The following is a 13,120-nucleotide window of genomic DNA, read 5'->3' as shown; positions in this document are numbered from 1 at the left end:
GTCAGGCGTCAAGGTCGAACAGGCCCGGCGGCGCCGCGACGACCAGCCGCCCGGCGGCCAGGTCGACGTCGGGCACCAGCGCCTTCACGAACGGCACGTAGGCGTCGTCGCGGCCGGGGCGCTTGACCACGAGAAGGTCCTGCCCGTGGTGCAGCACGTCGGTCACCTCGCCGAGCGGATCGCCCTCGACGGAGACCACGGCCAGCCCGATGAGCTGGTGGTCGTGGAACTCGTCGGGGTCGTCGGAGACCGGGACGTCGGCCGAGTCGATGACGAGCATCGTGTCGCGCAGTTCCTCGGCGGCCTCGCGGCTGTCGACCCCCTCGAGGGCCAGCATGAGGATGCCCTTGTGCCAGCGGGCGTGTTCGACGACGAGCGGGCCCCGGGACGCGGGGTCGGTGGTCAGCCGCGCGCCGGGCGCGAAACGCTCCCCCGGTTCGTCGGTGCGGACTTCGACGGTCACCTCACCGCGGACGCCGTGGGGGCGGCCGATCCGGCCGACGACGAGTTGCATGAGAAGTTCTCCAGAAAACGACGATCCCGGGAGACCAGGTCGGTCTCCCGGGATGACGAAATGCTTCAGCGGGCCTCGGTCAGGTCGACCAGGTCGACCCGCACGTATTTGCCGTCGGACAGGGCGTTGACGACGGTGCGCAACGCCTTGGCCGTGCGGCCCCCGCGACCGATGACCTTGCCGAGGTCTTCGGGGTGGACCCGGACCTCCAGGACACGCCCGGTGCGGATCTTCCGCGCGCGAACGCGGACCTCGTCAGGATGCTCGACGATGCCCTTAACCAGGTGCTCGAGGGCCTCCTCGAGCATGTCAGGCCTCGTTTTCCGAGGTGGGCTCGGCGGGCGCCTCGGCGGCGGTCTCGGCCTTGGGCTCGGCCTTCTTCTTCCGCTGCGTGGTGGCGGCCGAACCGGTGTCGCTCGACAGGGCCTCCTTCGCGGCGGCCTCGTAGGCGGCGTGACGGTCGGCCGGAGGCTCGGCGACGAGCAGCGGGGCCGGAGCGGCCTCGCCCTTGTACTTCTGCCAGTCACCGGTGAGCTTGAAGAGCTTCAGGACCGGGTCGGTCGGCTGCGCGCCGACGCTCAGCCAGTACTGCGCCCGCTCGGAGTTGACCTCGATGCGCGAGGGGTGCTCCTTCGGGTGGTACAGCCCGATCTCCTCGATCGCACGGCCGTCACGCTTGGTGCGGCTGTCGGCGACGACGATGCGGTACTGCGGGTTGCGGATCATGCCGAGCCGCTTGAGCTTGATCTTGACTGCCACGGGTGTGGTCTCTCCTGCTTCAAAAATGGATGAGCGGCGTCACATCGAGTGGGGCACGAAGTGGCGGCCACTCCAGGGACAGGCGCGGAACGCGGGGATTAGAGGGCGCCCGCCAGACCACGATGTTCCAACATGACATTCTGCCAGATCGAAGCGGCTACTTCTGCCCGGGAAGCTTGAACTTCGACGGGTCGAACCCCGGCGGCAGCTCCAGCCCCTTGGGCAGGGCGCCCGGAGTGAGGTTGCCCAGCATGCCGCCCGACGGCTTGGCCGGAGTGTCGGCGGCGGGCTCCTTCGGCAGACCGGCCTTGCGCGGGTCGCCGCTGACGCGACGGCCCTTCTTCGGCTTCGACTGCTTCTGGTTGCGCTTGCCCCCCGGCATGCCGGGGATGCCGATGCCCTGCGACATGCGCTTCATCATCTTCTGCGCCTCGAAGAAGCGGGTCACCAGGTTGTTGACCTCGGTGACGCTCACCCCGGAGCCGCGCGCGATGCGGGCCCGGCGCGAACCGTTGATCATCTTCGGCTCGGACCGCTCGCCCGGGGTCATCGACCGGATGATCGCCGCGACGCGGTCGAGATCCTTGTCGTCGACCTGGTTGAGCTGGTCGCGCATCTGGCCCATGCCGGGCATCATGCCGAGCAGGTTCTTGATGGGGCCCATGCGGCGCACCATCATCATCTGCTCGAGGAAGTCGTCGAGGGTGAAGTCGTCGCCCGAGGCCAGCTTGCCGGCCATCTTGGCGGCCTCGGCCTCGTCGAACGTGCGCTGCGCCTGCTCGATCAGGGTGAGGATGTCACCCATGTCGAGGATCCGGCCCGCCATGCGGTCGGGGTGGAAGGCGTCGAAGTCCTCGAGCTTCTCACCGGTGGACGCGAACATGATCGGGCGGCCGGTGATGTGACGCACCGACAGGGCCGCGCCGCCTCGGGCGTCGCCGTCGAGCTTGGTGAGGACGACGCCGTCGAAGCCGACGCCGTCCATGAACGCCTGGGCGGTGGTGACGGCGTCCTGACCGATCATCGCGTCGACGACGAACAGCACCTCGTCGGGGCTGACGGCGTCGCGGATGTGGGCGGCCTGGGCCATCAGTTCCTGGTCGATGCCCAGGCGGCCGGCGGTGTCGATGATGACGACGTCGTGCTGCTGGCGGCGGGCGTGCTCGATCGACTGACGGGCCACCTCGACCGGGTCGCCGACGCCGTTGCCCGGTTCGGGCGCGTAGACGGCGACCCCGGCGCGCTCGGCCATGACCGACAGCTGCTGCACCGCGTTGGGGCGCTGGAGGTCACAGGCCACCAGGAGCGGCACGTGGTTCTGGTCGCGCAGCCAGCGGGCCAGCTTGCCGGCCAGGGTGGTCTTACCGGCACCCTGGAGACCGGCGAGCATGATGACCGTCGGCGGGGTCTTGGCCAGGCGCAGGCGGCGGGTCTCGCCACCGAGGATCTCGATCAGCTCGTCGTTGACGATCTTCACGACCTGCTGCGCCGGGTTCAGCGCCTGCGAGACCTCGACTCCCCTGGCCCGCTCCTTGACGTGGGCCACGAAGTCCTTGACCACCGGCAGCGCGACGTCTGCCTCGAGCAGGGCGATGCGGATTTCACGGCAGGTCGCGTCGATGTCGGCGTCGGAAAGCCTGCCCTTGGACCGGAGCGAGGAGAAGACCGAAGTCAGCCGGTCGGAAAGCGTCTCGAACACGTGATTGGCCAGCCTCGAAGGGAATCGTGGTGGATCAGGGGACTACCCCCGGCCTCCCAAGCCTATCCGCTCACCAGCGAGGGCCGCCCACACGCGAGGTGAGGGCGTGCTCCACCAGCGTGATGAGGGCGGTCTTCACCGATTCGCGGGATCGGGCGTCGGTGCGGACGATCGGGACGTGGGCCGAGAGCGTGAGCGCCTCCCGGATCTCGTCCTCGGCGTGGGGGTACATGCCGTTCCAGCCGTTGATGCCCACGATGAACGGGAGGCGGGCCTCCTCGAAATAGTCGACCGCGGGGAAGCTGTCGGCCAGCCGCCGCGTGTCCACCAGAACGATGGCGCCGATCGCACCACGTACAAGATCATCCCACATGAACCAGAAACGGTGCTGACCAGGGGTGCCGAACAGGTAGAGGATCAGATCCTCGTCCAGGGAGACACGCCCGAAGTCCATGGCCACCGTCGTCGTGGTCTTGTTGGGCGTCAGTGCCACGTCGTCGATGTCCTTGGAGGCGTCGGTCATCACCGCCTCGGTCGTCAGCGGGACGATCTCGGAGACCGCCCCGACGAAGGTGGTCTTGCCCACCCCGAAGCCACCCGCCACGACGATCTTCGTCGAGGTCAGGCCGCGGCTCGCGCCGCCGCCGTGGCTATAGACGTCGAAGTCCACTGAGAACCCTTTCCAACAAACCCAAATCTGGCATCCCGGCGTCCAACTGCGGCTGGTGCACGTGCACCAGGCCCTCGGCGACCATGTCCGCGATCACCACGCGGATCACCCCGAGCGGGATGTGCAGCAGCGCCGACACCTCCGCCACCGACCGCACCTGGCGGCACAGGGAGCTGATCGCGCGGTACTCCGGTGGCCGCTGGGACAGGTCGTGCTGCAGCGAGGTGGCCGACGACACCAGCGCCTCCAGCGCCAGTTCCATGCGCGGCTTGGTGCGTCCACCGGTGACGGTGAACGGGCGGACCGGCGACGCCGGCTCCGGTCGCGGCGGAGGCTGGCCGCCCCCGTACGGTGGCGGCCCCCACGAATCCATGCTCATCTCCTCGGGTTGGAGGCCTGGAGTTCGGCCCTGACCGCGGGAGTGAGCACCTGACCTGCGCGCTCGACGAACAGCGTCATCTGGTACGCCACCAGCCCCAGGTCACTGTCGGCCGCCGCGAGCACCGACAGGCACGAGCCGTCGCTGATCGACATGATCAGCAGCAGGCCGCGCTGCATCTCCACGACGGTCTGGGTGACCGCGCCGCCCTCGAACACCCGGGACGCGCCCTGGGTGAGCGAGATCAGCCCGGCCGCGACCGCCGCGAGCTGGTCGGCGCGGTCCTTCGGGAAGCCGTCCGAGTAGGCCAGCGGCAGCCCGTCGGACGAGACGACGACGGTGTGGGCGACGCCCGGTACCGACAGGACGAAGTCGTTGATCAGCCAGTTGATGCCTCGTGCGGCCTGGCTCATCTCTCTCACGCTGGTCATTCCCCTCTTCCTGAGTAACCCTCGTCCTCGCTGATCTCGCCCCGGGTCACCGCACGGCCCTGGCGCACTCCGTGCTGGAGGCTGGAGAGCCGGCTTCTGGCGCGGTCGGGAGAGAGGGACGGCGGGGGTGACACGGCCGCCTGCTGCCGGTTCGGCTCGGCGGAGCCGGGGACCAGGTTGGCCTTGGGTACGCGTTTGGGCAGGCCCGCGGATGTGCTGGCCTCGAACTGGGGTTGCTGTGCGGCGACGCCCCAGGCGGAGTCGGCCTTGGATTCCTTCCAGACCTCCTCGACCTTGGCCTCGTCCTCGGGCTTCTTGAACCAGGCCGACTCGACCGAGGCGAAGATCGGGAGGAACTCCTCGGGGCGGTCGGGCCCGGACGGCTCCCGGACCGCGGGCAGCGGACCGGTGACGTCGGCGTCCCGCTCGGACAGGCCTGACAGGCCGCCGAGGGCGGAGTCGAACCTGCGCCGGGGCAGCGGCCCGCCGGACTGCTGCTGCGGCATGGGCGGGGGCGGCCCGAACATCGTGGGCGGCTGCCCTCCCGGCGCGCCGTTCGGCCCGGACTGCTGCTGGGCGTTCTGCCGCGGCGGCGGCCCGAAGAGCGACTGCTGGGGACCGGTGTGCTGCGGGCCCGTGTGCTGGGGACCCGTGTGCTGCGGGGCCGGCGGCGCGGGCTGGGTGTTGTACGGGCCCGTCGACGGCCCCATCGGACCGGGCGACGGCAGCGCCGGACGGCCACCCGTAGCGCCGACCTGCGGCGGGCCCCAGCTACCGCTGGTCTCCTGGGGCGGGGGCGCGGCCACCTGGGGCTTGGGGGTCCAGGTGGGGGCGTACCCGCTCTGGGGGTGGTACTGGTGCTGCGCCTGGTGCACCGCGGGGGCCGCGGAGGCGATCAGCGACTCGGGCAGCAGCACCATCGCGGTGAGGCCGCCGCCGTCGTGATTCCTTATCTGCACCCGGATGCCGTTGCGCAGCGCGAGCCGGCCGACCACGAACAGGCCCATGCGGCGGGACACCGACACGTCGACGACCGGCGGGTTGGCCAGCCGCCAGTTCGTGGCGCCGATCTCGTCGGGGTTCATGCCGATGCCGGAGTCGGTCACCGACACCATCACTCCCCCGCCGTCGATCCGGTTGCCCGAGACGATGACGCGGGTGTCGCGCGCGGAGAACGAGATGGCGTTCTCGACCAGCTCGGCGAGCAGGTGGATGACGTCGTTGACGGCCTGTCCTGCCAGCGAGACCTCGCCCGGCACGTTGATGACCACTCGCTCGTAGCCCTCGACCTCCGACAGGGAGGCGCGGACGACGTCGGTGACCTCCACCGGCTGGCTCCACCGGCGGGCGGGTTCCTGACCCGCGAGGACCAGGAGGTTCTCGGAGTTACGGCGCATGCGGGTCGCGAGGTGGTCGAGCTTGAACAGGTTGCCCAGTCGGGCCTCGTCCTGCTCGCCCTGCTCCAGACCGTCGATCAGGGCGATCTGGCGTTCCACCAGCGTCTGGGTGCGGCGCGAGAGGTTGACGAACATCGCGCTGATGTTGCTGCGCAGGCGCGACTCGTCACCCGCCAGCCGGACCGCCTCGCGGTGGACCTCGTCGAACGCCCGCGCCACTTCACCGATCTCGTCGGAGCCGGCGACGCCGATGGGGGCGACGTGCGGAACCGTCTCGTGCGAGGTGTCGCTCTCGCGCAGTCTCTGGACGAGGTCGGGCAACCGGTGCCCGGCGATCTCCAGCGCCTCCGACCGCAGCCGGCGCAGCGGCGTGGTCAGCGAACGGGCCATTCCGGTGGTGATGAGCAGCACCAGCGCCAGGATGACCACGACGATCAGGATGTTGATGAGCGCGCCGCGCTGGTCACCCGCGGCCAGGGCGTCGGCCTGCTCCACGACTGATTTGTCCAGCGCCTTCTCGACCTCGTACATGCGGTCGATGCCGAAGCTGCTGGCCTCGAACCACACCTCCGAGTCGTCGCCCGGGGTGCCGTCGAGGTTGACGATCCGCCGGTCGAGGCGGATGCGCTCCATGGCCGATCCCCGCAGGAACTCGGCCTGGTCGATCCGTGAACCGGTCACGGTGTCGGCGTAGAGCTGCCGTTCGGCCGGGGTGGCCGCGAGGCGGAAGGCGCTGATCTCACTCTCGAACCGCTTGCGCGCGGCGGTCAGCGCGTCGAGCTCGTTGGGCGTGTAGTTGCCCTTCTCGATGCCGAGCGCGAGCAGGGCCCGCATGGTCGACTGCTCGTTCTTGGCCCTGGCCAGCGCGGTCAGCGCGATGCTGGTCCCGTCGACGGCCTCGTCGGTGCCGCCGGCGCCGACCTCTTCGTAGAAGCGCAGGAGGTCGCCGATGACGAGGGAGTACTTCTCGATCGCCGGCAGCGCGAGGAGCTTCGACTTGACCGTGACCTCACGGAGGTTCGGCAGTTCGCTGAGGCGGCCGTCGACCCGCGTCAGTTTCTCTTTACCGAGGTCACCGAGGGAATCGGCGATCTCTGGAACGCGCGCTTGGACTTTTTCTGCCGCCAAGTCCACTTTGGCATGCTGTGCGTCGATCAGGTTGAGTTCCGACTCGTTGGTTCGATTGTCGGAAACGTACCGACCAGTCAAATCTCGTTCCAGCTCGAGCTCATGGATGAGCTCCCCCAGCGTCCCGGTGAACGCTGCGATATCACTCACTCGCTGATATTCCGCGGCACTGGTAACCGCGCTGATGACGCGCATGGCGCCGAGAACGACCGCGGCGACGGTCGGAATCATGATCAGTGCGATGAGGCGGTTGCGTACCCGCCAGTTGTGCAACGCCATCCGATTGGACGTCGTGTCCCGATGTCCGGCCGGTTCCCTCGGGGGTTCCGGCGGAGCCTCGGGCGCGGTGCGGTGATCACGCTCGATCGTTGCCGTCCTCACAGGCCGCACCCTTCCGATAAAAGAAATTTCAATTTTCTTCGGGATACCTCCCATAAGCCAGGGGCAATTGGAGCATATGACTCGTAGCTCTACCAATAGCCACATTGGTTTTGGCCCGTTCCAAACGTGACCATTCATCGCATCGTTACCTCGTAGCTGGTCACGGCGGGACCGAATCCGTGATTCCGGTCCGGTTGTTCACTAGACCGGTCCAAACGGACATAAACCACGTGAACCTCACAAATGTCACACCACGAGATTTATTTACAAGTTTGGTGACATAGTGCTCTTATTCCTGTTGATGGTGATTTCGAAGCGCTACAGTCTTCGCCGTCGCCCGCCGGGCCCCGCGATCTTCGGCCAGGGCGGGTGCAATCCCCCCTTCTAAGGAGACTCCACCTATGAGGCGCCTTTTTGCGGGCCGTACGCTCATCGTGGGCGTAGTGGCTGCGTTGACTCTTTCGGCTTGTGGCACCAGCGAGCCCGAGACCGGCGCCACCGGCGCGACCGGCGGGCTGGAGAAGTCCGCTCTCACCATCGGTGTCGTGGCCGTGCCCGACGCCGCACCGATCCAGATCGCTCTGGACAAGGGCTTCTTCAAGGAAGAGGGCCTCGACGTCAAGATCTCCGTCGAGGTCGGTGGCGCCGCCGCCACGCCCAAGCTCGTCGCGGGCCAGCTCGACGCCATGCTCGGTAACTACGTGGCGCTGTTCATCGCGCAGCAGGCGGGCGCCGGCAAGTTCAAGGTCGTGGCCGACAGCTACCAGGCCGCCCCGGACAACTTCGTCATCATGACCAAGGGTGACAACACCGCCATCAACACGGCGGCCGACCTGGCGGGCAAGAAGATCGCCGTCAACACCCTCAACGCGATCGGCACCCTCGCGGTGACCGCGACCGCCAAGGTCGCCGGCGTCACGATCAACGACAAGGAACAGTACGTCGCCATGCCGCTGCCCGAGATGGGCGCCGCACTGGAGACCGGCACCGTCGACGCGATCTGGGTCGCCGAACCGTTCATCTCGGCCAACGCCAAGGCCGGCGCCAAGAAGGTCGCCGACAGCATGGCCGGTCCGCTCGAGAACTTCCCGATCGCCGGCTGGGTGATGACCGACGAGTTCACCGCGAAGAACCCGAAGACGGTCGCCGCCTTCCAGCGCGCCCTGGCCAAGGCGCAGACCCTGGCCGCCTCCGACCGCAAGGTCGTGGAAGAGGCGCTGCCCAAGTACACCAAGATCGACGCCGCCACCGCGGCCGTCATCGCGCTGGGCACCTACTCCACCTCGCTGAGCGAGGCCCGTCTCCAGCGGGTCGCCGACACGCTGACGGAGTACGGCATGATCCCGGCCGGCTTCGACGTGAAGGCGCTGATGGCGCCGACTGCCGCGCAGTGACGACGTGCCGAAAGTGAACGGGGCGAGTCTGCTCCGCGGTCTCATCGGGACCGCGGGGCTACTCGTCGTTCTGGAGGCGGCCGGACGGCTGGGCGCGTGGGACACCGAGAAGCTGCCCAACGTCTCGACCGTCCTGCTGCGGGCCGGTGAACTGCTCGTCGACCCCGAGTTCCTGGTGAGCGCCCGGTCGAGCCTGACCACGTGGGCGTTCGCCCTGGCGCTGACGATCGCGATCGCGGTGCCCGCCGGGCTCGTGCTCGGCATGGTCCGGCCCGCCGAGGTGGCGGTCCGGCCGCTGATCGAGTTCCTGCGGCCGATTCCGTCGGTCGCGCTGATCCCGCTGGTCATCCTGATGTTCTCGGAGACCACGCACATGCGGATCACGGTCGCGGTGTACGCCGCGCTGTGGCCCGTGCTCGTCAACACCATCTACGGCGTCCGCGACGTCGACCCGCTGGCCAAGGAGACCCTGCGCAGCTTCGGCTTCGGGCCCGGCTCCGTCGCCTACCGGGTGGTCCTGCCGGGCGCGGCGCCCTTCATCGCCACCGGCATCCGGCTGGCCGCCTCGGTCGCGATCGTGCTGGTCGTGACGTCGGAACTGATCGCGGGCGGCATCGAGGGCGTCGGCGTCTACATCACCATCGCGGCGAGCGGCAACCGGCTCGACCTGATGATCGGCGCGACCATCCTGGTCGGGCTGTTCGGCATCCTGGTCAACGCGGTGCTGGTGGCCGGGGAGAACCGGCTGTTCCGCTGGCACCGGGCCAAGGCGGGAGCGGCCACGTGAGACGAGCGACCTCCGGCGTGCTCCGCTTCTGGATCGTGCCCGTGACGCTGGTGGTGTGGGAACTGGTGACCGGCGCGACGGGTTCGCCGTTCTTCCCACCGCCCTCGCGGATCGTGGGCCAGCTCTACGACATGTGGCTGAGCGGTCCCGCCTCCCAGCTCCTGCTGACCGACTCCGCGCTGGACACCTTCGGGCCCAGCCTCGGCCGGCTGCTCGCGGCGTGGGTCATCGCGGGGGTGCTCGGCATCGCCCTCGGGGTGGCGCTCGGGCGGATCCGCGGCCTGGCCGACTACGTCGACCCCGTGCTGCAGTTCCTGCGCGCGCTGCCGCCACCGCTGCTGGTGCCCATCTTCTTCGTGCTGTTCAAGATCGGCACCCCGACGCAGCTCGCCGTCATCGTCTTCGGCGTGATCTGGCCGGTGCTGGTCAACACGACCGACGGGTGCAGGGCGGTGGACAAGGGCTTCCTCGAGACCGCACGGGTCTTCCAGTTCAGCCGGTACGACATCCTCCGCCGCGTCATCCTGCCGTCCGCCATGCCGAAGATCTTCGCGGGTCTGCGGCTGAGCCTGTCGCTGGCGCTGATCCTGATGGTGGTGTCGGAGCTCGTCGGCAGCAACAGCGGCATCGGCTACAGCCTGCTCTACGCGCAGCAGTCCTACGACTACGCCGGGGTCTGGGCGCACATCGTCCTGCTCGGTGTGCTCGGCCTGCTGTTCAACGCCCTGTTCCTCGTCGCCGAGGGCCGCGTCCTGTCCTGGCATGCCAACGCCAGGCGAACCGTTTAGGAAGATCCGGTGCTTGAGTTAGTCGATCTGGGCCACAACTACGGCTCCTACCGCGCCATCGACCGCGTCAACCTGAAGGTCGCCCAGGGTGAGGTGGTCTGCATCGTCGGGCCATCGGGCTGCGGCAAGTCGACCCTGCTGCGGTCGATCGCGGGGCTGATCAAACCCACCGGCGGAACCGTCCTGCTCGACGGCAAGCCCGTCGACGGCAGCCCGGAGAACCTGGCCGTCGTGTTCCAGGACTACAGCCGCTCGCTCTACCCGTGGATGTCGGCGCTGGCCAACGTCAGCCTGCCGCTGCGCCGCCGGGGCCTGGACAAGAAGAAGCGGGAGGCGGCCGCGATGGCCGCCCTCGACCAGGTCGGGCTGGCCGGCGCCGCCGCGAAGTATCCGTGGGAGATGTCCGGCGGCATGCAGCAGCGGGTGTCCATCGCCCGCGCGCTGGCCTACCAGCCGAAACTGCTGCTGATGGACGAGCCGTTCGGCTCGGTCGACGCGCAGACCCGCGAGGAGCTGGAGGACCTGACCCTCCGCGTCTGCGCCCACCACGGCATGACCATCCTGCTGATCACCCACGACGTCGACGAGAGCGTCTACGTCGGCGACCGCGTCGTGGTGCTCAGCAAGGCCCCCGGCACGGTGGTGGGCGACCTGCCCGTCCAGCTGCCCGGGCCGCGCGACCAGATCCACACCCGCGAACTCGACGCCTTCGTCCGGCTCCGCGCCGAAGTCGGCCGTCTCGTCCGCGGGATGACCCCCCAGCAGAACCTGCACAGGAACACGCACGGATTTGGAGTGGAGACCAGGTGACCCAGAACGACCCGGCCGCCCCGGTATGGGATGCGATCTACGGGATCTCCCGCTTCGCGGCCCTCGCCACCATGGCGGAGTTGGGCTGCGCCGACCACCTCGCCGACGGCCCGCTGACGGCCGACGTGCTGGCCGACCGCTGCGGCGCCGACCCGCTGTCGCTGCACCGGACGCTGCGCGAGGTGGCGTCAATGGGCTTCCTGCGTACCGTCCCCGAAGGGTATGAGCTCACCGAGTCGGGCCACCTCCTGCGCGAGGGCGTGCCGGGATCGGTGCGGTCGGCCGTCCGCATGGTCGGCCAGGAGGCCTTCTGGTACGCCATGGGCCAGCTCCCCGAGACGGTCCGCACCGGGAAGAGCGCCTTCAAGGAGAAGTTCGGCCACGTCTACGAGTACGTCGGCCGCAACCCCGAGATCGCGGTGCTGTTCGACCACTACATGACGGTACGGGCCGAACCCTTCGCGGCCGGCCTGGCGAACAACTATGACCTGAGCGGCGCCCGCAAGGTGATCGACCTGGGTGGCGGGCGCGGGCACATCCTGGGCGCGCTGCTCACGGCCAACCCGCACCTCGAAGGCGTGCTGTTCGACCTGGAGCGGGTGCTGTCGAGCGGCGAGGCCGCGCTCACCGAGGCCGGGCTCGCCGGCCGCTGCGAGTTCGTCGTCGGCGACTTCTTCGCGCACATCCCGAGTGGCCCCGACGTGTACCTGCTGGCCAACGTCATCCACAACTGGAGCGACGAGGACTGCGTGCGGATCCTGCGCAACGTCCGGGCGGCGATGCCCGCCGACGGCAAGGTACTGATCCTGGAAATCGTGCTGAGCGACGACGACTCGCCCCACGTGGGCAAGGACGGCGACATCCGGATGCTGTCGCTCTCCGGCGGCGGCATGGAGCGCACGCCCGCCGAGTATCAGACGCTGCTGGAGAAGAGTGGGCTCACCACGGCGCGGATCCTGCCGCTCTCCGGGTGGGCCAGCGTCATCGAGGCCGTACCGAACTAAGTGACCAAGGGACCGAGGTCCCCGGCTAGCGCTGCCAGCCGGGGACCGCGACCCGCATCGTCAGTGCGTGTTCCACCAGAGTGATCAGCGTGTTCTTCACCGAGTCACGCGACCGCGCGTCGGTGCGCACGATCGGGGTGTGCGGCGACAGCGACAGCGCCTCCCGCACCTCGTTCTCCCCGTGGGGGAAGGTGCCGTCGAACCCGTTGACGCCGATCACGAAGGGGAGCTGCGCCTCCTCGAAGTAGTCGACAGCGGGGAAGCTGTCGGCGAGGCGGCGCGTGTCGACCAGCACGACGGCGCCGATGGCGCCGCGTACCAGGTCGTCCCACATGAACCAGAAGCGGTGCTGACCGGGGGTGCCGAACAGGTAGAGGATCAGATCCTGGTCGAGCGACACCCGGCCGAAGTCCATCGCCACGGTCGTCGTGGTCTTGTGGGGGGTCAGCCCGACGTCGTCGATTCCCTCCGAGGCGTCGGTCATCACCGCCTCCGTCGTGAGCGGCACGATCTCCGACACCGCCCCGACGAATGTCGTCTTGCCGACGCCGAAGCCACCCGCCACGACGATCTTCGTCGAGGTCAGGCCCCGGCTAGAGCCTGCGAAGTCCACTGAGCACCCTTTCCAACAAACCCAGATCCGGCTTACCCGCGTCGAGCTGCGGCTGGTGCACCTGCACCAGGCCTTCCGCCGCCATGTCGGCGATGACCACCCGCGTCACACCCAGAGGCATGCGCAGCATGGCCGAGATCTCCGCGACCGACCTGACCTGACGGCAGAGCGACGTGATCGCCTGCCGTTCCGGGGGCATGGTCGAAAGATCCACGTGCGCCGCTATGACGGAGGAGACGAGTGCCTCCATGGCGAGCTGAACTCGCGGGGCCGTGCGCCCACCGGTCACCGCATAGGGGCGCACCAGCGAACTTTGCTCCGCCGGGGGCTCACCTGTCCAGCCGCCTGCCACGGCGACCTCCTATC

15 protein-coding genes are annotated in these 13,120 nt (G+C 68.7%); 5 read left to right on the top strand and 10 right to left on the bottom strand.

Going from position 1 to position 13,120, the window contains the following annotated elements:
- Nucleotide 1: 1 nt before the first annotated feature.
- From rimM to ACYQ78_RS19855, 8 genes are all read right to left on the bottom strand, one after another.
- Entirely contained in the window at nucleotides 2-514 is a 513-nt protein-coding gene (gene rimM / locus ACYQ78_RS19890; protein ID WP_459802348.1) for a ribosome maturation factor RimM, read from the bottom strand.
- Nucleotides 515-579: 65 nt separating this feature from the next.
- A complete protein-coding gene (locus ACYQ78_RS19885; protein ID WP_066373507.1) occupies nucleotides 580-822 on the bottom strand; it encodes an RNA-binding protein in 243 nt (80 codons plus the stop codon).
- A gap of 1 nt (nucleotide 823) precedes the next feature.
- On the bottom strand, nucleotides 824-1,273 hold the full coding sequence (gene rpsP, locus ACYQ78_RS19880; RefSeq protein ID WP_459802347.1) for a 30S ribosomal protein S16: 450 nt from the start codon (nucleotides 1,271-1,273) through the stop codon (nucleotides 824-826).
- 157 nt (nucleotides 1,274-1,430) lie between these two features.
- The gene (ffh, locus tag ACYQ78_RS19875; RefSeq protein ID WP_459802346.1) at nucleotides 1,431-2,972 is read right to left on the bottom strand and encodes a signal recognition particle protein; all 1,542 of its coding nucleotides are present in this window, start codon (nucleotides 2,970-2,972) and stop codon (nucleotides 1,431-1,433) included.
- 70 nt (nucleotides 2,973-3,042) lie between these two features.
- Complete coding sequence (locus tag ACYQ78_RS19870) at nucleotides 3,043-3,597, bottom strand: GTP-binding protein (protein WP_459802421.1); 555 nt, start codon at nucleotides 3,595-3,597, stop codon at nucleotides 3,043-3,045.
- A gap of 25 nt (nucleotides 3,598-3,622) precedes the next feature.
- Entirely contained in the window at nucleotides 3,623-4,021 is a 399-nt protein-coding gene (locus ACYQ78_RS19865; protein ID WP_459802345.1) for a DUF742 domain-containing protein, read from the bottom strand.
- Entirely contained in the window at nucleotides 4,018-4,452 is a 435-nt protein-coding gene (locus tag ACYQ78_RS19860) for a roadblock/LC7 domain-containing protein (RefSeq protein WP_459802344.1), read from the bottom strand. Before ACYQ78_RS19860 ends, ACYQ78_RS19865 begins: the two co-directional genes overlap by 4 nt.
- On the bottom strand, nucleotides 4,449-7,172 hold the full coding sequence (locus ACYQ78_RS19855) for a sensor histidine kinase (protein WP_459802420.1): 2,724 nt from the start codon (nucleotides 7,170-7,172) through the stop codon (nucleotides 4,449-4,451). Before ACYQ78_RS19855 ends, ACYQ78_RS19860 begins: the two co-directional genes overlap by 4 nt.
- Nucleotides 7,173-7,801: 629 nt before the next feature.
- On the opposite strand from ACYQ78_RS19855, the gene ACYQ78_RS19850 reads away from it, so the two are divergent.
- From ACYQ78_RS19850 to ACYQ78_RS19830, 5 genes are read left to right on the top strand one after another with little or no spacing between them, the layout of a single operon-like run.
- Nucleotides 7,802-8,752 (top strand): ABC transporter substrate-binding protein, encoded by a 951-nt coding sequence (locus ACYQ78_RS19850; RefSeq protein ID WP_459802343.1) that lies wholly within the window; start codon nucleotides 7,802-7,804, stop codon nucleotides 8,750-8,752.
- Between the two features lie 13 nt (nucleotides 8,753-8,765).
- Nucleotides 8,766-9,539, top strand: coding sequence for an ABC transporter permease (locus ACYQ78_RS19845; RefSeq protein ID WP_459802342.1), 774 nt, complete (start codon nucleotides 8,766-8,768; stop codon nucleotides 9,537-9,539).
- Nucleotides 9,536-10,327 carry an ABC transporter permease gene (locus ACYQ78_RS19840; protein ID WP_459802341.1) on the top strand — a complete coding sequence of 264 codons (792 nt, stop codon included), beginning with the start codon at nucleotides 9,536-9,538 and terminating at the stop codon, nucleotides 10,325-10,327. The genes ACYQ78_RS19845 and ACYQ78_RS19840 overlap by 4 nt, the downstream gene beginning before the upstream one ends.
- Before the next feature lie 9 nt (nucleotides 10,328-10,336).
- Entirely contained in the window at nucleotides 10,337-11,137 is an 801-nt protein-coding gene (locus ACYQ78_RS19835) for an ABC transporter ATP-binding protein (RefSeq protein ID WP_459802340.1), read from the top strand.
- Nucleotides 11,134-12,141, top strand: coding sequence for a methyltransferase (locus ACYQ78_RS19830; RefSeq protein WP_459802339.1), 1,008 nt, complete (start codon nucleotides 11,134-11,136; stop codon nucleotides 12,139-12,141). The genes ACYQ78_RS19835 and ACYQ78_RS19830 overlap by 4 nt, the downstream gene beginning before the upstream one ends.
- Nucleotides 12,142-12,166: 25 nt before the next feature.
- Here the strand turns inward: ACYQ78_RS19830 and ACYQ78_RS19825 are convergent, their stop codons facing one another.
- The gene (locus ACYQ78_RS19825; RefSeq protein WP_459802419.1) at nucleotides 12,167-12,727 is read right to left on the bottom strand and encodes a GTP-binding protein; all 561 of its coding nucleotides are present in this window, start codon (nucleotides 12,725-12,727) and stop codon (nucleotides 12,167-12,169) included.
- Between the two features lie 7 nt (nucleotides 12,728-12,734).
- On the bottom strand, nucleotides 12,735-13,106 hold the full coding sequence (locus ACYQ78_RS19820) for a DUF742 domain-containing protein (protein WP_030455649.1): 372 nt from the start codon (nucleotides 13,104-13,106) through the stop codon (nucleotides 12,735-12,737).
- Between the last annotated feature and the right edge of the window lie 14 nt (nucleotides 13,107-13,120).

The organism is Herbidospora sp. RD11066 (assembly GCF_054661255.1).
The sequence above is the reverse complement of the archived record's forward strand: the minus strand, read 5'-3'. Positions and strand labels throughout refer to the sequence as shown.

Bases quoted from the DNA above. Each gene is read 5' to 3' on its own strand.
- rimM (WP_459802348.1), bottom strand. From the start codon at position 514: ATGCAACTCGTCGTCGGCCGGATCGGCCGCCCCCACGGCGTCCGCGGT.
- ACYQ78_RS19885 (WP_066373507.1), bottom strand. From the start codon at position 822: ATGCTCGAGGAGGCCCTCGAGCACCTGGTTAAGGGCATCGTCGAGCAT.
- ACYQ78_RS19865 (WP_459802345.1), bottom strand. From the start codon at position 4,021: ATGAGCATGGATTCGTGGGGGCCGCCACCGTACGGGGGCGGCCAGCCT.
- ACYQ78_RS19860 (WP_459802344.1), bottom strand. From the start codon at position 4,452: ATGACCAGCGTGAGAGAGATGAGCCAGGCCGCACGAGGCATCAACTGG.
- ACYQ78_RS19855 (WP_459802420.1), bottom strand. From the start codon at position 7,172: ATGCGCGTCATCAGCGCGGTTACCAGTGCCGCGGAATATCAGCGAGTG.